Source organism: Acinetobacter sp. IK31, assembly GCF_035615195.1.
Taxonomy (GTDB): Bacteria; Pseudomonadota; Gammaproteobacteria; order Pseudomonadales; family Moraxellaceae; genus Acinetobacter; species Acinetobacter calcoaceticus_C.
The window spans coordinates 32,553-58,015 of record NZ_JANBOB010000015.1 but is presented as its reverse complement, the minus strand read 5'-3'; the positions used below and the strand labels follow the sequence as shown (position 1 = coordinate 58,015).

Genomic DNA, 25,463 nt, shown 5'->3' with positions numbered 1-25,463 from the left:
CTAGTTCATACATAGGAAATAACCACAGCCCCTCTTGAAACACAAAAAAGCTGCATAACCCCTATGCAGCTTTTTTACTATACGTTCAATAAGTTTAACAGATTCAACAGAAACATGATCAAAATTTATGAAAAGATATGACCAATAACATTGTTAAAATTAAAAAATTTATAGCGCTTTATTATTAGAAAATAATTTTTTTCTCGCCGATATATTCTTGTATGTTATAGGAAGCTAAATTGCTGTGATGAGCATGATTCGGATTGCGTTCGATACTTTGTAGATTTATTTCTGCTTCTTGAATAATCCGCATCAATTCTTGATGTCTTTTATTTTGAGTATCTAAGTAAGCCCAATACCCTAATACAAAGACAATACCCACACATAACACTATTAATACTTTATTGATCATTATTATTATCTCTATGTTTTTAATGTTAATGATCTTAACAAAAAAAAATAGCTTTGTGAATGTTTTCACATTTATTTACAATAACACATATTTACTCAAATATTTGAAAAGAAAAGTGATTTTAGATATACACAACTATTAATTGATAAATATAAAACTTTTCTCTTGAAAAGTAATTTATTTATCAATCTGTAATGTTTAGTTATTTTTAACATTAGGTTTTTATCAGGTTTAATTCTTAAGCTTACTTAAATATATAGATTAAAAATAATGGTACACATAAATTGAAATATCTCTGTTTTTGTAAAAATTCTATAGGATAAAAAAATTTTATTTTTACTTAATTTTCTATCTTATAAATTTTCTATTTAGATTGTTATTTTTTGAATTCATCTCGAGCTTAAAAAGATATTTTTAACTGCAAATAGAACAGCCTCATCCCCATTTAAGAAGTAATTATTTTTTAAGTTCGAATGCCCCTTTACTCTATCTGTAGCGACTAGAAAAGTAGTCATTTTATAGCTTTTTTCATCGTTCCATAAATCGCACCAAGCTTTCCATTTTCATAGCTTTATTACAATAATCGATACGATAAAATGTGCTCATAGACAGAAAAAACTAAATTAGGAGTAGATCATGTTTGATATGCGTTTATCTCATGAACGTGGTGCAGCACATCACGGCTGGTTACAGTCAAAACATAGCTTTTCATTTGCTAACTATTGGGACCCAAAACAAGTCGGTTTTTCAGATTTACTCGTAATTAATGATGACAACGTTGCTCCATCTAAAGGCTTTGGTACTCACCCTCATCGTAATATGGAAATTATTTCATATGTACTTGAAGGTGCATTAGAGCATAAAGATTCAATGGGTACGGGTTCTGTGATTGTCCCAGGTGATATTCAGTTGATGAGTGCAGGTCGTGGAGTTGCCCATAGTGAATTTAACCATTCAGCACAAGAAGGTGTACATTTCTTGCAAATTTGGGTCGTTCCAAATGAAGTAAATACAGATCCAGATTATCAACAAATTCACGTTGATGAAGCAGACAAACGCGGTAAATTGCATTTGATCATTTCACCAAAAGGTGGTGAGAAAACTTTAACAATCAAACAAGACATTAATATTTATTCAGGTCTTTTTGATGGTGAAGAAACTGCTGATTTTACGATTCCTGATGGTCGTTATGTGTACTTACATGTGGCGAAAGGCCGTATTGATGTAAATGGTAAAACCTTTAACACAGGTGATGCAGCTCGTATTCGTGATGGCGGAAACTTATCGATTACCAATGGCGATAATGCCGAAATTTTGATTTTCGATATGCGTCCGGAAGAAGTTCCAACCATGCCATAATGTAACTAAGCCCTCACATACAGCTTTATGTGAGGGCTTTTCATTAATATTGCGATTGAAAAAATTCTAATTTATGAATGCTCTTCTGAGCGTGCCATCTCTGTATTGATATAGCTCATGATCATTGTGGTTAAACCTTGCACCATCTCATCGAAACTAATGAAGGGATTTGGCAAAATAAGATGTCGTGCCACATTAAAAATCCCACTATTAATACAGATATAAGTGATAACAGCCAAATTATTGATTTTTAGATATTTTGGATTATGCATCATATATTTCATGATGACTTCCATTAAAGCCTGCTCAATTTTTGGAATATATTTATCGTATTGCAACTCACCTGCATAACGTAAAACAGTCAAATAACGGTCATTATTTTTCTTTAGTAAATCACTAAAGGTATAAAAAATCATTTCAATGACAGGCTCTAACTCCAACTGTAAAATCGTCGGTGTAAGTTCCGTAATCATGTCCAGAATTTCCCGAACAAAAAAATGATTCATCGCATCATAAATTTCTTCTTTATTTTTAAAATATTCATATAAAGATCCGACACTCACCCCTGCCATTTCTGCAATATGACGTGTAGTGGTGCCGCTGGGACCATGAAGCGCGACCGCAATAAAACCAGCTTCAATAATTGTGTCGACAGTAACTTTGGCTCGAGTTTGACGAGGTTTACGCGTGGTCATACGATCTAATCAATAATCCGAACATAAAGTCAGATTAGCATGTAATCAGACACGGTTGAAATAAAAAAACAAAATCCGAATAGTTGTCAAACTTCATTAAAAGAAAGCTAAAAAATCAAGCTTATCTAAATCATTTAAGATGTATTCTATCTATGATTCTACATATTTAAAAATTTAATTTATTGATATTTTTCAAATATATATTAGTTTAAAATTTAATAATCACTTTATAAAGTTTAAGTAAAATTAGTGTTGCTATATTTAAAAATTTACCCGAATTGAATCCGAACATAAAGTCAGATTAATATGAAAAAATTAAAGAAGAGTCATTCATTGGCTTTAGCCTGCATCGACTCTTCTTTCCGTTATTCAGCCAAATAATCAAATAAATAACGGAGCAACAACACCGTAGTCAATTACAGAGAATACTCTGCCTTTGAAAATGGAATTTATTAGTGCTTTGTTGATCATTGAATTTATTAGTTTTCAGCAAAATGCACCACTACTTGTCTCAAGGTGTCGCCATGATCTCGACCACAGTTAAAAAATCATTAAATAAACTTAAATTTCACCGTGAAATCGAGTTACCTGATTTTGCTAGCAAAGCCTCTATTCCAATCCGTCATTTAAATATTGGTTTTGATGGCAAGGAAATTGATGTCAAATTCTATATGAACAATCAATTTGCCACCTTGTTTTTTGCCACACTTTCTGTGTTTTTGACTTATGGTGAAGATCTGGTGATCGAAACAGCTCGTCATCATCGTGAGTTTATTAAAGATCCGATACTTAAACAACGCGTTACGTCGCTCATTGGTCAAGAAGCAATTCATTCAAAATTGCACAATGAATATAATGATGCACTTCAGGATGCTGATTATCCTGTTGCGCTCTATCGTTTCCTTGGATCGAACTTCTTTAAATATGTGTTTTTGAAGTTTCCACAGCCGCTTAAGTTATCGATGATGGCTGGTATTGAGCATTTTACCGCGGTACTTGCTGAATATATGATGAAGCATGAAAAGAATTTCTATCATTCAGATGATGCCAAGAGCCGTGCATTGTGGATGTGGCATATGCTTGAAGAATCTGAGCATAAAGATATTGCCTATGATGTCTATCAACTCTTAAATGGAAACTATCCATTACGAATTTCAGGTTTCTTACTTGCTCTAGTTACCATTTTGGGACTAATTCCTGCGACTACTTTGTTTGTACCAGTTTTAAGAAAGCCGCAAGAAATGCTCACCTTAAAATTCTGGAAAGATGCCCGTCGTGGCGTGGGTTTAATCTTTGGTCCGAAAGATGGTGTTTTCGGAAGTACAATTGGTCAGATTCTTGACTATTTACGCCCAGACTTTCACCCAAATGACCATGATACAACTGAATATCTTGAGTATTACAAAAAGAAATTACTGAACGAAGGCGGAGCCATTGCCCCTTACTTTGTTAAAGAATTTACCCCGCCTGTACGCGTATCTTAATCGTCCTTTATTACTAGCTATCTCGTAGATAGCTAGTTTCTCTTAAAGTTATTTATGGATGAATCATGATTTTATTTGGCAAAAAGAAAGTTAAACCAAGCCAAAAAGCTTATGCCGTGGTGACAGGTGCAGGCAGTGGGATTGGACGCAGTTTTGCAATTGAACTTGCAAAACGTGGTGGCAGTGTAGTTTGTGCAGACATTAATCTGGAAGCTGCTGAAGAGACCGTAAAATTACTTGAGCAACAAGGTGCAAAAGCTTTTGCTATACGTTGTGATGTAGGTAATGCTGAACAGGTTACAGATCTAGCTGAAAAAGCTGAAATTTTAATGCAACACCCTGTGACCCTACTGATTAATAATGCCGGTGTAGGTTTAGGTGGCAAGTTTGATGAGCTTAGCTTGGAAGACTGGAACTGGGTAATGAATATTAACCTTTGGGGTGTTATTCATGGCTGTCATGCATTCGTTCCAAAGTTTAAAAATTTGGGTTACGGCGCGATTATTAATGTTGCATCTGCTGCATCTTATACAGCCGCACCAGAAATGACAGCCTACAACGTGACTAAAGCAGGTGTGCGTGCGCTGTCAGAAACGCTTTCTGCCGAACTGCATAAGTTCAATATTAAAGTTAATGTACTCTGCCCTACTTTGGTTCCAACCAATATCATTAAAAATGGTCGGATTCCGGGACGCTACTCTAAGCTTGCAGACCATGCACTCATGAACTATGCCCTGACTACAAGCGATGATGTAGCCAAATTAACACTTAACCGCCTTGATCAGGATGAGCTGTATACCATTCCTCAACTTGATGCAAAGTTATTCTGGTTAATGAAGCGGGCATCACCGAGCTTGTATACCAAGTTCCTTGGCACATCTTACAAATTATTTAAATAAGAAATTTATAGGTAGTACGCATATGACTGCTCAAATGAAAACAAATGCATCAGCAAAAAAAGCTGTCAATTCACCCAACCACGTTTTCGATACCTTTATTGTAGGTGCCGGCATTTCAGGTATAGCCACTGCCATCCGCCTAGATCAAGTGGGCTATACCAATTATAAAATTATTGAAAAAGCGAGCCGTGTAGGCGGTACATGGCGTGAAAACACCTATCCAGGTTGTGGTTGTGATGTCCCTTCAGCACTTTATTCTTACTCGTTTGCACCCAGTGCAAAATGGAGCCATTTATTTGCTCGTCAGCCGGAAATTTTAAGTTATCTCGAAGATGTAAGTAACGAGTTTAATGTCGCATCTAAAATCGAGTTTAACAACGAACTGCTAAATGCCGCATGGGATGACTCACGCCATTTATGGGTGCTTGATACAACGACAGGTCAGTATTTATCTAAAACCGTTATTTTCGCTACAGGTCCAATTACCGAAGCTCAAATTCCACGTCTTGAAGGTTTAGATACGTTTAAAGGCGAGATGTTCCATTCAGCAAAATGGAATCATGATTATGATTTAACTGATAAACGAATTGCCGTAATTGGTACAGGTGCTTCTGCTATTCAGTTTGTGCCACAAATTCAACCAAAGGCGAAAGAGCTTTTGGTGTTCCAGCGCACAGCTCCGTGGGTACTACCAAAACCAGACACTGACTTGGGTGAATTTAGTAAATCAGTCATTGCAAAATATCCATCCATTCAGGCGAGCTGGCGTAAAAGTGTAGCTCTCACACTGAATGCAATTAATTTTGGTTTACGTAACCCACTTGCACTTAAACCGGTAAACTTACTGGGCAAACAATTACTAAAACTACAAATTAATGACCCTGTACTGCGTAAAAATGTGACGCCAAACTTTGATATTGGCTGTAAACGTATTTTATTTGCCAATAATTATTATCCAGCTCTACAAGCACCAAACACGACCCTGATTCCTCATGGTTTGGTTAAAGTTGAAGGTAATACGGTTGTTGCTGCCAATGGCGAACGACATGAAGTTGATGTAATTATTTGGGGTACTGGTTTTGAGGTATCTCACCCACCAATTGGTAAACGTGTTCATAATGAAAAAGGTCAACGTTTACAAGATTTATGGAAAGATAGTTCACCTGAGGCTTATTTAGGGACCAACATTGAAAATGTACCAAATGCATTTTTAATTTTAGGACCGAATGTCTTAGTTTATGACTCTTTTATTGGCTTGGCTGAGGCACAGCTAGACTATATTGTAGATGGCTTATTGAAAATTAAAAATAAAGGTATTAGCAAGTTCAATGTTAAGCCCGAAGTGATTAAAAAGCATAATGATCTGGTGCAAAAGCACTTAAAAACAACTGTCTTTAATAGTGGTGGTTGTAAGAGTTATTATCTTGATGCCAACGGACGTAACTTTGCTGCATGGCCATGGTCATTGAAAAAGCTTAAACAACGTTTGAAAAGCGTCGATTTGAAAGATTATGAAGTAACGTATCAAACGACGAAAACTCATTAATTTGTAATTTTGATCAAATCAGTTGTAAGAAGTGGGCAGTGTTTTTTATGTTTTCATGAAATACACTGCCTTCTTCGTTGAATATCTTCAAGAAATAAAAGAACAGGATAAAGATGAAAGAAGGCCAATCAAGCCGTACTGCAGAAGCCGCTGCTGCATTACGAGCGAATCATTTTAAAAATACAACGGACCCTGTATTTTCAGATCCTTATGCTTTTGAACTGACCAGCAAAGGCTGGAAAAAACTTCTATCTAGCCCACTTCTTGTTAAATTAATGAATTCACCTGTCTTAAACCGTACTCTTGGGTTACTCAGTGGACAGGTGGTTGGACGTTCACGTTATGCCGAAGATTTGCTTGATCAGGCAGTTCATCAAAACATTCAACAATATGTATTAGTGGGTGCAGGCTTAGACTCTTTTGTACTACGCCAATCGCACCATTACCCAACTTTAAAAATCTTTGAAGTTGATCACCCCGATACGCAAGCTGCAAAACAATCTAAATTAAAAAAACTAGGCGACCTTCCCTCTACTGTTGAGTTTGTCGCAATTAATTTTGAGAAAGAATCGATTTCAGATGCTTTGGCTCGGAGTTTATATCAACAAACAGCACCAGCTTTCTTTTCTTGGCTGGGTACTACTCACTATTTAAACCCTCAAACCACCTTGCAAACTTTAAAAAGTATTGCTGAATTTGCGGTAAATGGCAGTGAAGTTGTACTCGACTATTCAACCGATTTTCAAGAGTTAACTGGCATTGAACGCATTGGTAGCATGGGTGTTGCACAGTTTACGCATTTGCTCAAAGAACCTTTATTGGGACAATTCAAACCAACTGATTTACATCGTGCAGTTGAACAGATGGGATTTGAAGTCATTGAAGATCTGTCAGGTGAAGCTATTACTGAACGTTATTTTAATGCGCGCCCAGATGAAATCCGTCATACGGCAGCAACACGCTTATTGCATTTGCGTTTGAATAAATAAAATCAGTTATTATTTAATGCTTAACCGCATCGCATGCGGTGTCTTTCCATACCATCTTTTATAGGCATGAATAAAACTGGCTGGTTCTGCATAGCCTAACCATTCGGCAATTTGCTCAACTGAAATTTTAGGCAAGGCCAAATATTGTTCTGCTAAAACCTGCCTAACTTCTTCACGTATTTGAATAAAAGTCATCTCTTCTTGTGCCAAATGACGGCGTAAAGTACGGGCATTTATATGCAATCGATCAGCAACTATTTCCATAGATGGCATTTCTCCACGAATATGCATTAATTGCTGCTGCACTAAAGCCGTAAACTTTTTTTGCGATTGGCGTTTATCTAAAGTTTGCCGACACTGCTCTTCAGCCGTATGTAAAATCAGGTCATTGGCCATTTGCAGTTTTTGATCCACTTTGTGTGGATCGAGTAAAACAAAGTTCTGAGCTGCACCAAACTCCGGCAGAATTCCAAATAAATCGATATAAGGTTGTGCATCCCCTTTAAGCTGAAAAGCAAAAGCCAAATATTGGCAAAAATTATCTTGTACTAAATCACGTTGCACAGTGATAAGAGCAGCGGCATCGCGTTCAATAATAAATTTTTTAACTGAAGGAGGTATGCCCTCACCTTCAATCTCAATACGTGTGCCTTCATCGGTATCAGAAACTAAAAAACGAGTAAAAGCAAAAGTAAGTGAAAAATAAGTCAGTGCAAAATCAAGGGCTTCACGAATGCTGGCACTACTCATAAGGGCCATACCTAATGGTCCAAATGTTGTAAAGTGGTATCGTGCGCCCACTTCTAAGCCTAAGGTAGGCCGATCTGCAAATTGCTCAACTAGATTATGAATCAACTGTAATTCTTGTTGGCCTGAAACCACCATATTAGGGTCAAGCAATTGCTGTTGATTAATTCCTGTCTCTTTTAAAATGGTCTGATAAGAGACACCTGCTTCTGCTGCAAAATCAGCCATAAGGCGAACACTGTGTATGCTACGTTCAAAAGCCCAAGTGTACGTCACTGTACCATCCAGAATGTCCTCGAATCACAATATTTTGTCCTCATCCATCCTCTAAATCAAGAGAATAAATGTCTATGCTGTATATAGGAAATTGCGATTTTTTCGCCCACTGTTTTTAAGGATTTTAGAGCAGCCTATGTTTAATTCGTTATCTAATTCAAATAAAAATGTACGTATCGCCATTATAGGCACTGGTTTTGGTGGTTTAGGTCTGGCGATTCGACTCAAACAAGCTGGTTTTGATCAATTTACACTCTATGAAAAAGCCGCCGATGTTGGTGGTGTCTGGCGCGACAATACTTATCCAGGTGCTGCGTGTGATGTTCCGTCACATCTTTATTCTTTTTCTTTTGAACAGGAACTCGGCTGGAAAAACCGTTACGGCACATCTCAAGAGATTTATCAATATTTACGCCACTGCGCTGATAAATATGACCTTCGCCCGCATGTTCAATTTAATACCGAAATTGCCAGTGCCGAATTTGATGCCCTACAAGGTGTCTGGCACATTCAAAGTACCAATGGCGAAAGTTTTGAAGCCGAATTTTTAGTAGGTGCCGTGGGCCAGCTCAACCGTCCCGCCTACCCGAGACTCAAAGGCATTGAAAACTTTAAAGGTAAGGCTTTTCACTCCGCTCGCTGGGACCATGACTACGACTTAACTGGCAAACGTGTTGCTGTAATTGGGACAGGTGCAAGTGCTATTCAGTTTGTTCCCGAAATTGCTAAACAGGTTGCTCATCTTGATGTTTATCAACGTTCGGCACCTTACGTCATTCCAAAGCCAGATCGGGTTTATCAACCTTTAGAGAAAAAAGCTTTTCGTAAATTACCGATTTTGCAAAGTTTAGATCGTGCTTTGCAATATGGTCACCATGAAATTCGCCTACTTGCCTTCACAACATCTTTAAATGAAATGCCTTTGGTGGAATATCTATTCCAACGCCATATTCGTAAGGTAGTTAAAGACTCCAAATTACGTCACCGTTTAATGCCGGACTACCCAATTGGCTGTAAGCGTATTTTGATTTCTAATCATTGGTATGAAACGCTCACTCAACCTCATGTTGATGTCATTCATACAGGCATTCAAGAAATCACTGAAAATGGCATTTTAGATACGGATGGAAATCTGCGCGAAGTTGATACCATTATTTATGGTACCGGTTTTGCTGCAACTGAATTTATGGCACCAATGCAAATTACTGGATTGGACGGACGTACCTTAAAAGATACATGGAAAGATGGTGCAGAAGCATACCTTGGCTTAACTGTTAGCGGTTTCCCTAATTTCTTTATGCTTTATGGTCCAAATACCAATCTTGGACATAATTCAATTGTCTATATGATTGAAAGTCAGGTGAATTATATTTTAGATGCCATTCAAACACTGATAAAAAATAAGTTGTTATTCACCAACGTTCGGGCGGAAATTCAACACGAGTTTAACCAAAACATTCAAGAAAAAATGAAGAAAACCGTATGGGCGCAAGGTTGTACGAGTTGGTACCAGACTGCTGATGGCAAGAATACCAATAACTGGCCGGGTTTTACCCTTGAATATCGTCAACGCACTCGCCGCTTTGATATTGAAAATTACACTCAGGTCACGGCTATTTCTTAATCAGCTTTACGATAGGAAATCAGAAAAATAAACGGAGAAAATTATGAAGTCATTTAAGAACAAAGTCGCGGCTGTGACAGGTGCGGGTTCTGGTATTGGACAAGCACTTGCAATTGAACTGGCAAAACAAGGCTGCCATCTAGCGCTTTCCGATGTAAACGAAGCGGGTTTAGCCAAAACTGTCGAGCTATTGGCGACCTACCCAGTCAAAGTGACCACTCAACAAGTTGATGTTGCCAATCGTACCGAAATTGCAGATTGGGCAAAATTTGTTGTAGATCAACATGGACAAGTTAACCTGATTTTTAATAATGCTGGTGTGGCAATGGGCAGCACTGCCGAAGGTATAAGTTATGAAGATCTTGAATGGTTGATTGGTATTAACTTTTGGGGTGTGGTTTATGGCACCAAAGAATTCTTACCATTCTTAAAGCAAAGTGGTGATGGGCACATTGTTAATATTTCCAGCATGTTTGGTTTAACAGCTCAACCGACCCAAAGTGCTTACAATGCCAGTAAATTTGCCGTTCGTGGTTTTACTGAATCTCTGCGTCAAGAACTTGATATGCAAAATGCGGGGGTTAGCGCAACCTGTATTCACCCGGGTGGTATTCGAACCAATATTGCCAAAGCTGCCCGCATGAATAACAGTGTTCAATCTTTAGGAATGGACCCTGTTAAAAGTCAGGATGCCTTCGATAAATTACTTCGCACCCCTGCTGACGAAGCTGCTCAACAAATTTTAGAGGCTGTTCGTAAAAACCGTCGCCGTTTACTGATTGGAGCTGACGCGAAAGTCGTTGACGTAATTCAGCGTATTCTTCCACAGGGTTACCAAAAGATTTTTGCAACAGCAACTGCTTTGCAAACTCGTTTACTTAACAAACCAGCAAAATAAAAATCACTGATCAGCATCTTCTAAATTGAGGAGATGCTTATTCAATAAATGACAAGCTCTAGTATGAGTTCTTATTATGAAGCAGCTTCTTGCATGGACCATCCGGACGACATTACGTCCGGCTTTGTCTCCTAAAATTCCGGTGAAGCTACAACGTTTTTGTAGCGATGCAGCCAGTGCTATTGTGCGTGGACCACGTGGATATAAAACTCAAAAACAAAATATTGCCCAAGTTCCCACACTTCATATTTTGCCCAAGTCTACCAAAAATGGACTAGGAATTTTATATTTACACGGTGGTGGCTATGTCGTGGGCAGTAGTAAAAGTCATTCTAAACTTGCCGCCCAAATTGGACATGCAGCTCAAGCTCAAGTCTGGTTACCTGAATATCGCCTTGCTCCAGAGCATGCCAGTCCTGCTGCTATTGAAGATGTCATTGCTGTCTATAAAGCTTTACTTGCTCAAGGACAAGATCCGAAAAAGCTTGTAATTGCTGGGGATTCTGCGGGTGGTGGGCTAAGTTTAAGTACAGCAATTGCTATTCGAGATGCAGGGTTGCCCTTACCAGCCGCATTGGTTTTACTTTCACCGTGGGTAGATTTAAGTCTGTCTGGGGAAACGATGAAAACACATGCGGCTCAAGATGCCATGCTGTCTGAAGACTGGCTGTCTTGGTGTGCAAAAAACTATTGCGGACAAAAACCTGCCACCGATCCAAGCTGTTCGCCACTCTATGCTGACTTAACAGGTTTATCCCCTGTTCTGATTCATGTCGGCACCGAAGAAGTCTTATTAGATGATGCAAAACGCCTTGCTGAACAAACCGGAAAATATGGTATTCCGATGAGCTTTAAAGTTTATGACCAAGTCGGACATGTTTTTCAGTTTCACGCGGGTATACTAAAAGAATCTGATGACTCAATTGAGCACATTGGACAATTTATTCATAAATATGCCCAGTCAATATAAAAAGTATCGCCAGACAGGAGTCCTCGGCATGACAACAAACAATTATGACTATGATTATCTCATTATTGGTTCAGGCTTTGGCGGTAGTGTTTCTGCCTGCCGCCTAACCGAAAAAGGTTACTCAGTTGCCGTGATGGAAATGGGGCGTCGCTGGAAAGCTGAAGATTTTGCTAAAAATAACTGGAACTCCCGCCGTTGGATCTGGCGTCCAGGCATGAAGCTTTTCGGCTATTTCAATATGCGTTTTTTTCGCCATGTCACCATTATTTGTGGTAACGCCGTAGGTGGCGGCTCAATTACCTATGCCAATACGTTACTTGTTCCGCCTGAACATATTTGGGATGAAGGTACTTGGGCAGATGCTGCTGACTGGAAAAATGAAATGCCACAGCACTATGCTGAAGCAGAACGCATGTTAGGGGTAACTGATAATAAAATTCTTGGCCCTGCCGACCATATGCTTAAACAAATGGGTGAAGCTATCGGTGTAGGTCACACATTTAAACCGACTCGCGTTGCGACTTTCTTTCCGCCCGAAGGTGAAGAAGGTGGAAAGATCTACCCTGACCCATATTTTAATGGTAAAGGCCCAGACCGTGGGACATGTACAGCTTGTGGTGGCTGCATGACAGGTTGTAAACACAACGCAAAAAATACTTTAGATAAAAACTATTTGTACTTTGCCGAAAAAAATGGCGCCAAGGTTTATGAAGAAACCAAAGTTGTTGATGTTAAACCGCTCAATGGTAAAGCTGATGGTAGCGATGGATATGAAGTAACCACCGAATGCTCAAGTTCATGGTTTAACAAACAGCGCCGCACTTGGCGCGTTCGTAATGTGATTTTCTCGGCATCGTCTTTGGGTACTCAAGAGATGTTGTTTCGCTTAAAACAGTCTGATTCTCTGCCAAATATTTCTGATGACTTGGGTAATCGGGTACGTACCAATGCCGAGTCTATTTTAGGGGTTCGTTTCTTTGGTAAAGATGTCGACATGAGTAAAGGCGTTGCCATTGGTTCAAGCATCTATATTGACCATGACACGCATATTGAAGCCACCCGATACCAAAATGGTTCCGATGCAATGGGTCTCATGTGTACCTACATGGCAAAAGGCAAACCGGGTTGGACACGTATTTTCTTTTGGTTATGGGCTTTGATCTGCCATCCATTTATTTTTCTACGCATGAGTAATCCAGTTGGTTTTGCGCGTCAAACCTTAATTTTCTTGGTCATGCAAACAGCAGATGCCTCAATTAACATGCGCTTGAAACGTAACTGGTTTTGGCCTTTTGGCAAGGTTTTATCGAGTGAGGGCCAAAAGCTACCGGTTTATATTCCGCAGGCCAATACTTTTACCGAAAAGGTTGCCAAAATGTTTAATGGGCATCCTATGACGACCATTACAGAAATTTTGTTCAACGTGCCCTTTACTGCGCATTGCATGGGTGGCTGTGCCATTTCTTCAAGCCCCGAACAAGGCGTTGTTGATGGACAGAACCGTGTGTTTAACTATAAAAACTTATATGTAGTCGATGGTTCAATGCTAGGTGCAAATTTGGGCGTTAACCCGAGTTTAACCATCACAGCTCTAGCAGAACGTGCAATGTCGTATATTCCTGCTAAAAACACTTTAGGCGAACATCAAGATGATACAGCAGAGGCAGAAATCTTAGAGATCACGAAAGTGCCTGCTTAAAATATAGATTTGTTTTATAAAAAAAGCCTATTTTAAAAATAGGCTTTTTTAATTCGCTTTTTAAATTACATCGTCACGGCTTTAGCACGAGCTGCATGTAATTTTTTATAACTATCGATCAGACGTAAATGTCGATCTAGTCCTTCTAGTTTCATGCTGGTTGGTGTTAAACCATAGAAACGAACGCTACCATCGACAGAACCTAATACTGCATCCATTCGCGTGTCACCAAACATACGGCGGAAATTAGTCAGATAGTCTTCAAGCTCTAGTTCTTCATCTAACATCACTTCAAGCACAACGTTCATACATTGATAGAACAAACCACGCTCAACCGTGTTGGTATTATATTGCAGGTAAGTTTCGACTAACTCTTTCGCTTCTTCAAATTGCTGTAAAGCAACATAAATCAACAATTTCAACTCTAAAATTGTGAGCTGTCCCCAAACTGTATTGTCATCAAATTCAATGCCAATGAGTGTGGTGATTTCGGTGTAATCGTCTAATTCACATTCTTCTAAGCGCTCAACCAACGCCTCAAGTTGTTCATCATCTAAACGGTGTAGATTTAGAATATCTTCACGGAATGAAAGTGCCTTATTGGTATTGTCCCAAATCAAATCTTCAACGAGATAAATTTCTGAATAATCCGGTACTAAAATACGGCAAGCTGTCGCACCTAGGTGCTCATAAACTGCCATATACACTTCTTTGCCCATCTCTTCGAGAATACCGAGCAATGTTGCAGCTTCGTCTGCATTCGACTCTTCGCCTTCTCCAGAAAAATCCCACTCAACAAAGTCATAGTCAGATTTAGAGCTAAAGAAGCGCCAAGACACTAAACCGCTTGAGTCAATAAAGTGCTCAACAAAGTTGTTCGGCTCAGTCACCGCATTACTTTGGAAAGTCGGTTGTGGTAAATCATTTAAGCCTTCGAAACTACGACCTTGAAGCAGCTCAGTCAAACTACGCTCTAAGGCAACTTCAAAACTTGGATGTGCACCAAACGATGCAAAAACACCACCAGTACGCGGGTTCATCAAAGTCACACACATTACAGGGAACTGGCCACCTAACGATGCATCTTTAACTAAAACAGGAAAGCCTTGCTCTTCTAAACCTTTAATACCAGCAACAATACTTGGGTATTTCGCTAATACTTCTTCAGGTACATCTGGAAGTGCAATTTCACCTTCCAAAATTTCACGTTTAACAGCACGTTCAAAAATTTCTGACAAGCATTGAACTTGGGCTTCAGCCAAAGTGTTACCTGCACTCATACCATTACTTAAGTACAAGTTTTCAATTAAATTTGATGGGAAATATACAACTTCATCGTCAGACTGGCGCACAAAAGGTAGCGAACAAATGCCACGCTCTACGTTGCCTGAATTGGTGTCATATAAATACGTACCGAGTAATTCATCATCTGGGTTATAAATCTCAAGACAATATTCATCTAAGATTTCTTTAGGTAATTCACCATTCGGACTCGGTTTAAACCATTTTTCATCTGGATAATGCACAAATTCAGCATTGGCAATCTCTTCACCCCAGAACTGGTCGTTATAGAAGAAGTTACAATTAAGGCGCTCAATGAACTCGCCCAATGCAGAAGCTAAAGCACTTTCTTTAGTTGCACCTTTACCATTGGTAAAACACATCGGAGACTGCGCATCGCGGATATGTAATGACCAAACATTCGGGACAATATTACGCCAAGACGCAATTTCAATCTTCATGCCCAAGTTGGCCAAAATAGCGGACATATTGGCAATGGTTTCTTCTAATGGCAGGTCTTTACCCTGAATAAAGGTATGGCTTTCTGAAGTTAAGCTTGGCAATAACAATGCTTGCGCATCTGCATCAATGCTTTCAACTTCTTCAATAATAAATTCGGGACCAGTTTGAATCACTTTTTTAACAGTACAACGGTCGATTGAACGTAAAATCCCTTGGCGATCTTTCTCTGAAATATCGGCTGGTAATTCAATTTGAATTTTAAATGTTTGCTTATAGCGGTTTTCAGGATCAACAATATTATTTTGCGATAAACGAATATTATCGGTTGGGATATCTCGAGCTGCACAATACACTTTTACAAAGTAAGCGGCACACAATGCAGAAGATGCTAAAAAATAGTCAAATGGGCCCGGTGCCGAACCGTCACCCTTGTAGCGAATTGGTTGATCGGCAATTACCGTAAAGTCATCGAACTTAGCTTCCTGTCGAAGATTGTCGAGATAATTAACCTTGATTTCCATGCTGGCACCTAAATATTTTTATGTGTCAGCACAGACACATAAAATTCTAAATATTGAAATATAAGCCGAATCACAGCGAAGAAATTGACTTAAAAAAATGAGAGATTAAAGCCATGTGTTTAATGAACGACTCAATTGGCTTTAATAAGATTGGCGTATTATAGAGTGATTTTGTGAAGTTGATAACTAAAGTTAAAACATTGATGCTCACAATGTTTTAACTTGTCTTTAATTTACTTAAATATTGAGCATTAAAATTTAAAGGTGTAATCAACATTCAACCTTGTTTCATTTGCCGAGTGAAATGTCATATTGCTTGGCATATCGTTACGATAGTGAGAAAAACGAGCTCGCATGCCTAGGCCTTTTAATTTCCCTTCAGGAATTTTATAGCCCAAATCAAACTCCATCGACTCTTCTTTAAAACGCTGATCGCCATATTGCAGCAAATCAATATCTTCCCCTTTTGCATAACGGGTCATAAAGCGCAGTCCATTTAACGAAACATCACCTAACTGCACATTTTTAAAGTCATATTCATAACGAATCGAATATACTTTTTCATCTTTATTCGAATAGTCTGAACTCATAAAATCAAGCACGACTGGACTTTCTGTTCCCGACAAAAACGGCAGACCTGTTGAACCAAACGACTGCATGTAGCCCAAAGAAACCGTATGATTTTGGTAGTTCAAACCAAATAAGCCACTCATATGGCGGTTATCGACCTCTCCTATTTTTTTACTTCCTGTTTCCTCACTATTAAAAAAACGCACGTCACTTAAAAAATTAAGCTGATCGTTTAAAGGTTGTTTCCCGTTAAAACCCAAAAATTGTTGCTGGTAAATATCTTTTAGTTCGGCATGATAAGCACGTAAACGGTAGTCTTTTAATTGATAACTTCCTCCCAGCGTGTAAAAAGAATCAGTCGTTGCCGCTTTGTCAAAACGATGGTTAATGTTGTCTGTTCCAACATCTGTAAAGCGGATTGAATCGCGTTGACGCACTTCGTCAACATAAAATCCCTCTAATTGAAGATTTGGGATTTCATTTGAAACAAAGCGGATACCGCGATAAGTCTGGGGGAACAAGCGTGCTGGCGATGAAAATATGGTCGGTAATTGTGGAACCAGATCCCCCACAAAAAGCTCATTTTTTCTAAATTTGGCCTTACCTGTAATGCCGATTTTTCCATAATAATCGTCACGCGAGTTATCGGTATTGACTTGTAATAAGCCACTCCGAGCATAGTCATCGGCCCGACTTCCCATCAGGTTAAAGCCTGCCATTGCTAGTACATCAACACCGAAACCGACCGTACCCTCGGTATAACCAGACTGTCCTTTAAAAATTAAACCCTGCGCCCAATCTCTGGCAGCAGTATAGGGATATGGGTCTTTTTTATAGTCTCGGTCAAAGTAAAAATTACGCAGTGTCAGCTCAGCTTTACTGTCTGAAATAAACTCGGCATGCACAATTTGACTAAATAATGGGCACAAGCATACCCCCACCCATAATGGTGTCTTTTTCATTTTTTATCTCAACTATTTAATTTTTAATGGATTACGGCGCTGTTTTAAGCGAGTAGTTTTGCTCTTTTTTACTTCGGTAAAAAGCGCTACCCAGACTTAAAATCAGGAAAATAGCCAAAATAAAGACCACACCGTAATAGGTATAAAGCGTTGCGGGTGCAATACCTTTATCCAGAAAAATCCCTGCAACCGTTGGCGATAAAATTGCCCCAATCCGACCAAAACCAATCGCATAACCTACGCCGCGACTACGGATTTCAGCATCATAAATTGTTGGTGAAATAGAATATAAGCCTGCTACACAGCCATTAATGAGTGTGCCAAGTAATAACCCCACCATGAGTGCGACACCCACTTGAGACGAGACTGAAACAAATAGAAAAACACAAGCAGAGGTTAGCCCTAAAAATAGACTTAAGGCATAGAAAATTTTCATGCGAGAAGCGAGTAAACCAATAATCGCTGCCCCGAAAATACCGCCAATACTAATTAAAATACCAGTACTTACCCCTTGTTCAGGCGACATTCCCATTGAAATAAGAATTTTTGGCGTCCAGCTCATCACGAAGTAAAAACCAAACATCACTAAAAAGAACGCAAACCAAAGACAAAGAGTTTGCAACCCCAGCTGCCCTGCAAATAACTTACTGAGTTCACTTCCATTTTGTGTAGTATTTTTTTCATAGCGCGGCAGAACTGGTAACTCGTTAAGCCCCATACGATTTACAGTTGTATTAATTCGTTCTAGAGCCTGTTTTGGTCGTTTCGCTAATAAATAATCTAAAGATTCAGGTAATAACCATGCGCTGATTAGCAACATTGCAATGGTGGTGATTCCACCCGCTAAAAAGATTGACCGCCAGCCTAAATGTTCAATCAACGCCAGTGATAATACTCCGCCGAGTGTCGCGCCAATTCCATAACCTGTAGACATTAAGCTAACAGCAAGACTGCGCCAGCGAGCATTGGCATATTCACTTGCTAAAACATTACTGCTGGCAAGAATCCCACCTACCCCAATTCCTGTAATAAACCGAAGTGCTGCTAACATGCCGTGGCTTTGTACAAAAGCACAGGCCAACATGCTAAGGCCAGCAATAACAAGACAAACTAAGATGAGTAAACGGCGACCGATTTTATCAGCTAACGGTGCGAGAAAAATTGAACCAGCGGCCATCCCAAAAAGTCCTGAACTAAGCAGCAAGCCAATTTGTGAGCCTGAAAGTGCCCATTCTGCTGACACGGATGGTGCGGTAAATGCCATCACCATTACATCAAAGCCATCAATAATATTGAGACAGATACAAATCAAAATGACGAACCATTGGTAACGGCTCATATTATTTTGATTGATCTCACTCAGCACGTCTCTTTCCATTTGTGTATCTCCCAATGTGGATAAGACATACACACGACACTGCTGATATGAGCGATTGGGTGGTTATGCACATCCGTATCCATAATGACCTAGAGGAATATTTGTTTTTTGAGCATCCTGCTCTTTTTCTATACTGAATATTTGGATCCAAAAAATCAACAAAAATTTAAAACCTATTATTAAAAATTATATAAATACATAAATTAACTCACTATTAAATTATTAAAAACCTAAAATTAAGATGAGTTAAGATTTTTATGGATCCATAATAAAAAATCTATTATGATCAACTCAGAGTGTTTTTTAGCCAAAATTAATCACTTACCAATAAGGATTCAACTCAATGAAAAGATTTAACTTTCACTCTCAACAAAATAGCAGTTAAACTTATAAAAATTTATATTAATAAAATAATTTAACTATAAAAACAATGAGTTAAAAATAGATTATTTTTTATTTTATTGACTTTTTTGTAAGCTTAACTGACATTATTTTCATTTAAGAAGTTTTAATTAATTGCATGATGCATAAACACACAAAAGGATTGTTGTTATGAAACTCAAAAGAGTAAGCCAACTTACACTGGGACTTTTTTTTGCCAGTCAATTGTTTTACACAGCGCAAGCAGCCCCTCTAAAAAATCAGCAGCCGCCTAACATCATGATTATTTTGGCCGATGATCTTGGATTTTCAGATATTGGTGCGTATGGCGGCGAAATTAAAACACCTCATATTGATAGCTTGTTAAAACAAGGGAAAATGCTTTTTAATTTTCATGCCTCATCAATGTGCTCACCTACTCGTGCACAGCTTATGACAGGCGCAGACAACCACTTGGTCGGTTTAGGCGCCATGTATGAAACTTCAAAACGACAAGAAAAATTGGTTGGAGCCGATAACCCGCGCGCACTACTCAAAATTGATGGATATTCAGGACACTTAACGCAAAATGCTTATACACTCGCCGAGATTTTAAAAACAAAAGATTATTACACCTTCATGGTCGGTAAATGGCACTTAGGCTATGCTCCCAAACAAAACCCTAAGGCTCGTGGTTTTGACCAATCTTTTGCCCTACTCGATGGCTTCGATTTACATTTTAAAGACCAACCTAAAAATTATCCGCGCAATACACAATATACTGAAAACGGCCAAAAGGTCACATTGCCTGACAACTACTACTCAACAGATTTCTTCACACAAAAAGCGTTTGAGTACTTAGATAAAAATAAAGCGCAAAAGCCATTTTTTGCTTATTTAGCCTACACTGCTCCTCACTGGCCAATTCAGGCACCTGCTCACTATAGAGACTTATACAAAGGTAAATATGATCAAGGTTACGACGCAATTCGCAAACAACGCTTTGAAAGACAAAAGAAACTAGGCCTAATTCCTTTAAATGCAGAATATCCAACCGAACGTGGCAACCAAGCTCTACACACCAAAAACTGGAATGAGCTAACTCCACAAGAGCGCAAATATGAAGCCCGTAAAATGGAAGTTTACGCTGGCATGGTCACTCAGTTAGATGATCGAATTGGCGATGTCATTCAATATCTAAAAAAGAATCATTTATATGACAATACTTTGATTGTATTTATGTCAGATAACGGCGCTGAAGGTGGTGATCATAATTTCCCAATGGGTGATGCCGACAACCGTTATGAAAATATAGGAAACACAAGCTCATATGTTTATATGGGACCACGTTGGGCCGAAGTGAGCAGTACACCATTTACCCACTGGAAGTCAGCCGCTTCAGAAGGCGGAGTGCGCGTTCCTTTTATTGTTAAATCCCCTGTTCAAATTTCTAAAGATCGCGGAATTAACAATAACTTTGCGACAGTCAGAGATATATTCCCAACTGCCATGGAATTAGCTGGCATTCAAAATAATCAAATCTATCCAGCTACAAGCACAAAAATTAAACCGTCTGGTTTTAGCTTGATTCCTGCTTTTAAAAACAATAATGCCCGCATTCGACCTGTTAATTATTATGACTTTAAAGAGTTGCATGGCAGCCGCTATGCCCAAACTGACGAATGGAAACTTGTCGAAAACTCACCTTCTAAATTTAAAAGCCACGGCTGGGAACTCTACAATTTAAAAAGAGATTTTAATGAACAACATAATGTTTACGCAGAACATCCTGAGATTGTCAAAGTCTTAAATGACAAATATTTAAGATACGCCGATGAAAATGGTGTGGTGGATTTTGAGCAATATAACAAAAAGTAGGAAAAACCAGATGAAACAGATCATGATACTTTCATCGTTCCTCTTACTTTGTGCATGCCAAAAAACCACACCTCAACTAGAACAGACCACCTTGCCCAACTTAGGCAGCAAAGCTAAATGTAATTCTTATTCAGGCCTTCCTTTGGGTTGGCCTAAAAATAAAGAAGCAGGTATGGTCAAGCTTCCGCAAGGAAAAATTGTTTTAGGCACCACACAAGGTTATGAAGATGAACGCCCATTAAACTTACAGGCAACTTCAGTTCCCGCTTTTTTAATTGATGCGACTGAAGTCACCAATGCTCAATTTCAAGAGTTTGTCAAACAAACGGACTATGTCACCGATGCAGAGAAGCAAGGCGGCGCAGCTATGTTTGTACAACCAGATCATCCAGTTGAAGAATTACAATGGTGGCGATTTGAAAAAGGTGCCAACTGGAAACACCCATGGGGCTTAAATAACCCTAAACAACCCGCACTTCACGAACCTGTTCGCATGGTGACATGGAATGATGCCTATGCTTATGCAAACTGGCTGGGTCATGACTTACCGACCGAACTTGAATGGGAATATGCAGCCAAAGGTTTCCAGCAAAATTCCGATATTGGTCCGGCCCATGAAGGCCATATTGTAGCCAACTTCTGGCAGGGTGAATTTCCTTATAATAACGTTCAGGAAGATGGTTTTAAGGATGTTGCCCCTGTTGGGTGTTTTAGTAAAAACCCATTTGGTTTATATGACTTGATTGGCAATGTATGGGAATGGACACAAACACCCTACACAGGTCCAAGAGATCACCATATGGGAGATCCCTCAAAATATCGGCAAAGTCACGAACAGATTTTGCAATACACCATTAAAGGTGGGTCTTATTTGTGCGCGACCAATTATTGCGCACGTTATCGTGCTGCCGCGAGGCACCCACAGGAACTCGACCTAGCAACCAGCCATGTCGGATTTAGAACAGTAAAACGCTTTTAAACGGATTTAAAAATGAAGCATATTTCTATTTATGGGATTTTATTCTCAGGGACAGCGCTTGCCTGCTGTTTAGCTCACAGTGCAGAAGATTTTAATTTTCAAAATACACTTACATTAAAAACATTTAACTTTGAAAGACATTATGAGAATGACACTAGTCCCGACATCCATAGCTTGAGTCAAGGCGTGATCTATCGAGGCGACTGGTCAACCAAGCTCAATGCTGTTCAGCTACACCTCAACCCCAGCATTCAATATGCCTATCGCTTAAGTACCGATCAACACACCAATGATACGGTCATACCCTTTGACACCACTACTAAAAAACAAGCGCAGGACTACGTTAAATATGGCTTAGGAGCTGGAGTTGAATATCAAAACTTTCGGATAAATATAGGTGAAATTATTCCCGACTCACCACTTACCCCACAAGTCGACACACATCAATTACGAGTGAACTACAAAGGCTTGGAATTAAAATATAAGACACCGCAACAAAATTTCGAGTTGGGTTTGATTAACCGTTATTCTCCAAAAAATGAGGAGGACTACCACAAACTCGCAATCTCGAAAAATGAATCCGATGGGCTTTACTTTTTCCAATGGGATGGCAAAACACCTAGGTACCATTGGAAATTTTATAATGGTTACTTAACCGACCTGATTAATCAAAGCTACTTTGCTTTTGATTATCAATGGACAAAACAGCACACCACAAAATTACGGGTGTTTCGCCACGACGATGTCGGCAAGTCAAAACTTGGTGAATATGACAATACATCTGTGGGCGCCATGCATTTTATCAAATATGGAAACTTTACAACTGGAATTGGCTACCAAGAAAACTTTGGCAAAGATGGCATTCCAAAACTCGACAATATACCCATCCCCCATATGGTGAACTGGACCTTAGGCGCGTTTACCAAAGCAGATGAAAAGTCTTATCATTTCGTTGCTTCGTATGACTTTAAAGACTACATCAAAGGTTTAAAAATTACCTATAAATATATTTATGGTGATTCATTTCAAACCATGAATCAAAATGATTTTGAGCAAGAAAGTGATGTGTTGATTCAATATGACCTGAATGCCTGGGTTAAAAATCTTAAATTTCTTTTCTTAAATATTAACTACGACACTAAACACGGTAAAAGTCTGGATGAACAGCGCATGATGCTTCATTACACGTTTAACTTTTAAATCTTCACCATCCATAATGGTTTTAAATGAAGCTATTATGGATCCAATTAAAAACCAACAAAAAGTACATCCCTAAAATTCAAAATAATCAAAAAATCTTTAAAACTATTTAAAAATATACAAAAACAACAACCATGAAGAACAATATTTTTTAAAAATATACTGCTTGCCAATTGACCAATATTTTTATTTATTATAAATTGGATCCAATAAGTGATAAGGAGTCGTCACAAATGTTTATTAAAAATGCTTGGTATGTAGCCTGCCGCCCAGAAGAAATCCAAGACAAACCGCTAGGTCGCACCATCTGTGGTGAAAAAATTGTTTTTTACCGTGGTAAAGAAAATCAAGTTGCAGCCGTTGAAGATTTTTGCCCCCATCGCGGTGCCCCACTTTCACTTGGCTATGTAGAAGATGGCAACCTCGTGTGTGGTTATCATGGTTTAGTGATGGGCTGTGATGGAAAAACTGTTTCAATGCCAGCCCAACGTACAAATGGTTTTCCTTGCAATAAGGCCTATGCAGTTGTTGAAAAGTTCGGTTTTATTTGGATATGGCTGGGTGAAAAAACATTAGCAGATGAATCAAAACTCCCAACTTTAGAATGGGCAGATCATCCTGAATGGAGCTATGGCGGAGGCCTGTTCCATATTCAATGCGACTATCGCCTCATGGTCGATAACCTTATGGATTTAACCCACGAGACCTATGTTCACTCAAGCAGTATTGGTCAAAAAGAGATTGATGAATCATTGCCAGTGACGAAAGTAGATGGTGACCACGTCATTACCGAGCGTTACATGGAAAATGTGATCGCACCACCATTTTGGCAAATGGCCCTGCGCGGCAATCATTTGGCAGATGATGTGCCAGTTGACCGTTGGCAACGTTGTCATTTTTTTGCCCCAAGCAATGTGCATATTGAAGTCGGTGTAGCACATGCTGGACACGGCGGTTATAACGCGCCAAATGACAAAAAAGTTTCTTCAATTGTTGTGGACTTTATTACACCAGAAACTGAAACCTCACATTGGTATTTCTGGGGAATGGCACGTAATTTCCAACCGGACAATGCTGAACTCACTGACCAAATTCGTGAAGGCCAAGGCAAAATCTTTACTGAAGATTTAGAAATGCTGGAGCAACAGCAGCAAAATATTTTGAATAATCCACATCGCAAGTTACTGATGCTCAATATCGACGCAGGCGGTGTACAGTCTCGTAAGGTGATTGAGCGACTACTTGCCGAAGAAAATAAAACGCCTCCTGAAACATCCGCACAAAAGTTTCCAAACATTCGGATTATTTAAAGGAGCATGAACATGGACGTTATTATTCAAAAAATTCACCAGCTCACCCCGACCATTCGTGCCTTTGAACTGATTGCAGCAAATGGTACAGAGCTACCGAATTTTGAAGCAGGTGCCCATATTGATGTGCATCTTAAAAACGGTCTAACCCGTCAATATTCAATTTCAAACTGTTGTAGTGAAAAACATCGTTATGTGATTGGTGTTTTACATGATGCCAATTCACGTGGTGGGTCACGCTGTATCCATACTGAATATCGTGAAGGCGACTATTTAAAAATTGGTGAACCACGTAATTTATTTGAGATTCATCCTCAAACCAAGCAGGCGGTTTTATTTGCTGGTGGTATTGGCATTACCCCCATTTTATCGATGGCCTATCGCCTTAAATCGGCCAATATCCCTTTTGAATTACATTACTTTGTTCGTAGCCATGAAATGATTGCCTTCTATGGCAATTTAACTGAGCACTTTGGTGATCATGTCCATTTTCATATTCAAGATCAGCCAGACACCGAATGTAATATGGCAAAGGTTTTAAGCCAAGCTTCACCTGAAAAACACCTCTATGTGTGTGGCCCTACAGGTTTCATGCAATTTGTGATGAACTCGGCCGAGCAAGCGAATTGGCATAGCGAGCAATTACATCAAGAGCACTTTGTCGCTCAAAAAGCAGATACTTCAAACAACGAAGTATTTACTATTGAAGTTAAAGGTACGGGCCGCAGAATTGAAGTATTGCCAGAACAAACTGCTACTGAAGCATTAATTGCAAATGGCTTTGATATTCCTGTTTCGTGTGAGCAAGGTATTTGCGGTACGTGTATTACCCGCGTTGTAGAAGGCACACCAGATCATCGCGATATGTTTATGACTGAAGATGAACATGCGCTGAACGATCAGTTTACGCCCTGCTGTTCTCGTGCAAAAACCAAAAATCTTGTGATTGAGCTTTAATAGTTAA

The 25,463-nt window shown here is 39.1% G+C and carries 20 protein-coding genes; 14 read left to right on the top strand and 6 right to left on the bottom strand.

Features of this window, described 5'->3' with window-relative positions; translation table 11 throughout:
- Positions 1–184: 184 nt before the first annotated feature.
- Positions 185–412: a hypothetical protein gene (locus MSG66_RS08085; protein WP_202742856.1), complete on the bottom strand. Its 228-nt coding sequence runs from the start codon at positions 410–412 to the stop codon at positions 185–187.
- Positions 413–1,048: 636 nt separating this feature from the next.
- Between MSG66_RS08085 and MSG66_RS08080 the strand changes: the two genes are divergently transcribed.
- Entirely contained in the window at positions 1,049–1,771 is a 723-nt protein-coding gene (locus MSG66_RS08080; protein ID WP_202742855.1) for a pirin family protein, read from the top strand.
- A gap of 71 nt (positions 1,772–1,842) precedes the next feature.
- Here the strand turns inward: MSG66_RS08080 and MSG66_RS08075 are convergent, their stop codons facing one another.
- Positions 1,843–2,466, bottom strand: coding sequence for a TetR/AcrR family transcriptional regulator (locus tag MSG66_RS08075; RefSeq protein WP_133974563.1), 624 nt, complete (start codon positions 2,464–2,466; stop codon positions 1,843–1,845).
- 524 nt (positions 2,467–2,990) lie between these two features.
- Between MSG66_RS08075 and MSG66_RS08070 the strand changes: the two genes are divergently transcribed.
- The 4 genes from MSG66_RS08070 (at position 2,991) to MSG66_RS08055 (ending at position 7,384) form a co-directional block, all read left to right on the top strand.
- On the top strand, positions 2,991–3,950 hold the full coding sequence (locus MSG66_RS08070; RefSeq protein ID WP_133974565.1) for a metal-dependent hydrolase: 960 nt from the start codon (positions 2,991–2,993) through the stop codon (positions 3,948–3,950).
- A 65-nt stretch (positions 3,951–4,015) separates the two neighbouring features.
- Positions 4,016–4,849 (top strand): SDR family NAD(P)-dependent oxidoreductase, encoded by an 834-nt coding sequence (locus MSG66_RS08065; RefSeq protein WP_133974567.1) that lies wholly within the window; start codon positions 4,016–4,018, stop codon positions 4,847–4,849.
- A gap of 22 nt (positions 4,850–4,871) precedes the next feature.
- On the top strand, positions 4,872–6,395 hold the full coding sequence (locus MSG66_RS08060) for a flavin-containing monooxygenase (RefSeq protein ID WP_133974569.1): 1,524 nt from the start codon (positions 4,872–4,874) through the stop codon (positions 6,393–6,395).
- Positions 6,396–6,508: 113 nt separating this feature from the next.
- The gene (locus MSG66_RS08055) at positions 6,509–7,384 is read left to right on the top strand and encodes a class I SAM-dependent methyltransferase (protein WP_133974571.1); all 876 of its coding nucleotides are present in this window, start codon (positions 6,509–6,511) and stop codon (positions 7,382–7,384) included.
- Between the two features lie 9 nt (positions 7,385–7,393).
- On the opposite strand, the gene MSG66_RS08050 is transcribed toward MSG66_RS08055, so the two are convergent.
- Complete coding sequence (locus tag MSG66_RS08050; RefSeq protein ID WP_133974573.1) at positions 7,394–8,407, bottom strand: AraC family transcriptional regulator; 1,014 nt, start codon at positions 8,405–8,407, stop codon at positions 7,394–7,396.
- 136 nt (positions 8,408–8,543) lie between these two features.
- On the opposite strand from MSG66_RS08050, the gene MSG66_RS08045 reads away from it, so the two are divergent.
- The 4 genes from MSG66_RS08045 (at position 8,544) to MSG66_RS08030 (ending at position 13,598) form a co-directional block, all read left to right on the top strand.
- Positions 8,544–10,031: an NAD(P)/FAD-dependent oxidoreductase gene (locus MSG66_RS08045; protein ID WP_324653505.1), complete on the top strand. Its 1,488-nt coding sequence runs from the start codon at positions 8,544–8,546 to the stop codon at positions 10,029–10,031.
- Between the two features lie 43 nt (positions 10,032–10,074).
- Positions 10,075–10,929, top strand: coding sequence for an SDR family NAD(P)-dependent oxidoreductase (locus MSG66_RS08040; protein ID WP_324653503.1), 855 nt, complete (start codon positions 10,075–10,077; stop codon positions 10,927–10,929).
- 76 nt (positions 10,930–11,005) lie between these two features.
- Positions 11,006–11,899 (top strand): alpha/beta hydrolase, encoded by an 894-nt coding sequence (locus MSG66_RS08035; protein WP_324653501.1) that lies wholly within the window; start codon positions 11,006–11,008, stop codon positions 11,897–11,899.
- A 28-nt stretch (positions 11,900–11,927) separates the two neighbouring features.
- The gene (locus MSG66_RS08030; protein WP_324653499.1) at positions 11,928–13,598 is read left to right on the top strand and encodes a GMC family oxidoreductase; all 1,671 of its coding nucleotides are present in this window, start codon (positions 11,928–11,930) and stop codon (positions 13,596–13,598) included.
- 65 nt (positions 13,599–13,663) lie between these two features.
- Here MSG66_RS08030 and MSG66_RS08025 read toward each other — a convergent pair whose 3' ends face one another.
- From MSG66_RS08025 to MSG66_RS08015, 3 genes are all read right to left on the bottom strand, one after another.
- Complete coding sequence (locus tag MSG66_RS08025) at positions 13,664–15,862, bottom strand: OsmC domain/YcaO domain-containing protein (protein ID WP_324653497.1); 2,199 nt, start codon at positions 15,860–15,862, stop codon at positions 13,664–13,666.
- A 251-nt stretch (positions 15,863–16,113) separates the two neighbouring features.
- Positions 16,114–17,394 carry an OprD family outer membrane porin gene (locus tag MSG66_RS08020; RefSeq protein WP_324653495.1) on the bottom strand — a complete coding sequence of 427 codons (1,281 nt, stop codon included), beginning with the start codon at positions 17,392–17,394 and terminating at the stop codon, positions 16,114–16,116.
- Positions 17,395–17,425: 31 nt separating this feature from the next.
- Positions 17,426–18,772: an MFS transporter gene (locus tag MSG66_RS08015; RefSeq protein ID WP_324653493.1), complete on the bottom strand. Its 1,347-nt coding sequence runs from the start codon at positions 18,770–18,772 to the stop codon at positions 17,426–17,428.
- Between the two features lie 552 nt (positions 18,773–19,324).
- Between MSG66_RS08015 and MSG66_RS08010 the strand changes: the two genes are divergently transcribed.
- The 5 genes from MSG66_RS08010 (at position 19,325) to MSG66_RS07990 (ending at position 25,456) form a co-directional block, all read left to right on the top strand.
- Positions 19,325–21,010, top strand: coding sequence for an arylsulfatase (locus tag MSG66_RS08010; protein WP_324653491.1), 1,686 nt, complete (start codon positions 19,325–19,327; stop codon positions 21,008–21,010).
- Between the two features lie 25 nt (positions 21,011–21,035).
- On the top strand, positions 21,036–21,989 hold the full coding sequence (locus MSG66_RS08005) for a formylglycine-generating enzyme family protein (protein ID WP_324653641.1): 954 nt from the start codon (positions 21,036–21,038) through the stop codon (positions 21,987–21,989).
- A gap of 12 nt (positions 21,990–22,001) precedes the next feature.
- Positions 22,002–23,189 (top strand): OprD family outer membrane porin, encoded by a 1,188-nt coding sequence (locus MSG66_RS08000; RefSeq protein WP_324653489.1) that lies wholly within the window; start codon positions 22,002–22,004, stop codon positions 23,187–23,189.
- A 233-nt stretch (positions 23,190–23,422) separates the two neighbouring features.
- Positions 23,423–24,499 carry an aromatic ring-hydroxylating dioxygenase subunit alpha gene (locus MSG66_RS07995; protein WP_324653487.1) on the top strand — a complete coding sequence of 359 codons (1,077 nt, stop codon included), beginning with the start codon at positions 23,423–23,425 and terminating at the stop codon, positions 24,497–24,499.
- Positions 24,500–24,511: 12 nt separating this feature from the next.
- Positions 24,512–25,456: a PDR/VanB family oxidoreductase gene (locus MSG66_RS07990; protein ID WP_324653485.1), complete on the top strand. Its 945-nt coding sequence runs from the start codon at positions 24,512–24,514 to the stop codon at positions 25,454–25,456.
- Positions 25,457–25,463: the final 7 nt, after the last annotated feature.

Excerpts from the sequence above, each read along its gene's own strand:
- MSG66_RS08085 (WP_202742856.1), bottom strand. The coding sequence starts at position 412 with ATGATCAATAAAGTATTAATAGTGTTATGTGTGGGTATTGTCTTTGTA.
- MSG66_RS08080 (WP_202742855.1), top strand. The coding sequence starts at position 1,049 with ATGTTTGATATGCGTTTATCTCATGAACGTGGTGCAGCACATCACGGC.
- MSG66_RS08075 (WP_133974563.1), bottom strand. The coding sequence starts at position 2,466 with ATGACCACGCGTAAACCTCGTCAAACTCGAGCCAAAGTTACTGTCGAC.
- MSG66_RS08070 (WP_133974565.1), top strand. The coding sequence starts at position 2,991 with ATGATCTCGACCACAGTTAAAAAATCATTAAATAAACTTAAATTTCAC.
- MSG66_RS08065 (WP_133974567.1), top strand. The coding sequence starts at position 4,016 with ATGATTTTATTTGGCAAAAAGAAAGTTAAACCAAGCCAAAAAGCTTAT.
- MSG66_RS08060 (WP_133974569.1), top strand. The coding sequence starts at position 4,872 with ATGACTGCTCAAATGAAAACAAATGCATCAGCAAAAAAAGCTGTCAAT.
- MSG66_RS08055 (WP_133974571.1), top strand. The coding sequence starts at position 6,509 with ATGAAAGAAGGCCAATCAAGCCGTACTGCAGAAGCCGCTGCTGCATTA.
- MSG66_RS08045 (WP_324653505.1), top strand. The coding sequence starts at position 8,544 with ATGTTTAATTCGTTATCTAATTCAAATAAAAATGTACGTATCGCCATT.
- MSG66_RS08040 (WP_324653503.1), top strand. The coding sequence starts at position 10,075 with ATGAAGTCATTTAAGAACAAAGTCGCGGCTGTGACAGGTGCGGGTTCT.
- MSG66_RS08035 (WP_324653501.1), top strand. The coding sequence starts at position 11,006 with ATGAAGCAGCTTCTTGCATGGACCATCCGGACGACATTACGTCCGGCT.
- MSG66_RS08030 (WP_324653499.1), top strand. The coding sequence starts at position 11,928 with ATGACAACAAACAATTATGACTATGATTATCTCATTATTGGTTCAGGC.
- MSG66_RS08025 (WP_324653497.1), bottom strand. The coding sequence starts at position 15,862 with ATGGAAATCAAGGTTAATTATCTCGACAATCTTCGACAGGAAGCTAAG.
- MSG66_RS08020 (WP_324653495.1), bottom strand. The coding sequence starts at position 17,394 with ATGAAAAAGACACCATTATGGGTGGGGGTATGCTTGTGCCCATTATTT.
- MSG66_RS08015 (WP_324653493.1), bottom strand. The coding sequence starts at position 18,772 with ATGGAAAGAGACGTGCTGAGTGAGATCAATCAAAATAATATGAGCCGT.
- MSG66_RS08010 (WP_324653491.1), top strand. The coding sequence starts at position 19,325 with ATGAAACTCAAAAGAGTAAGCCAACTTACACTGGGACTTTTTTTTGCC.
- MSG66_RS08000 (WP_324653489.1), top strand. The coding sequence starts at position 22,002 with ATGAAGCATATTTCTATTTATGGGATTTTATTCTCAGGGACAGCGCTT.
- MSG66_RS07995 (WP_324653487.1), top strand. The coding sequence starts at position 23,423 with ATGTTTATTAAAAATGCTTGGTATGTAGCCTGCCGCCCAGAAGAAATC.
- MSG66_RS07990 (WP_324653485.1), top strand. The coding sequence starts at position 24,512 with ATGGACGTTATTATTCAAAAAATTCACCAGCTCACCCCGACCATTCGT.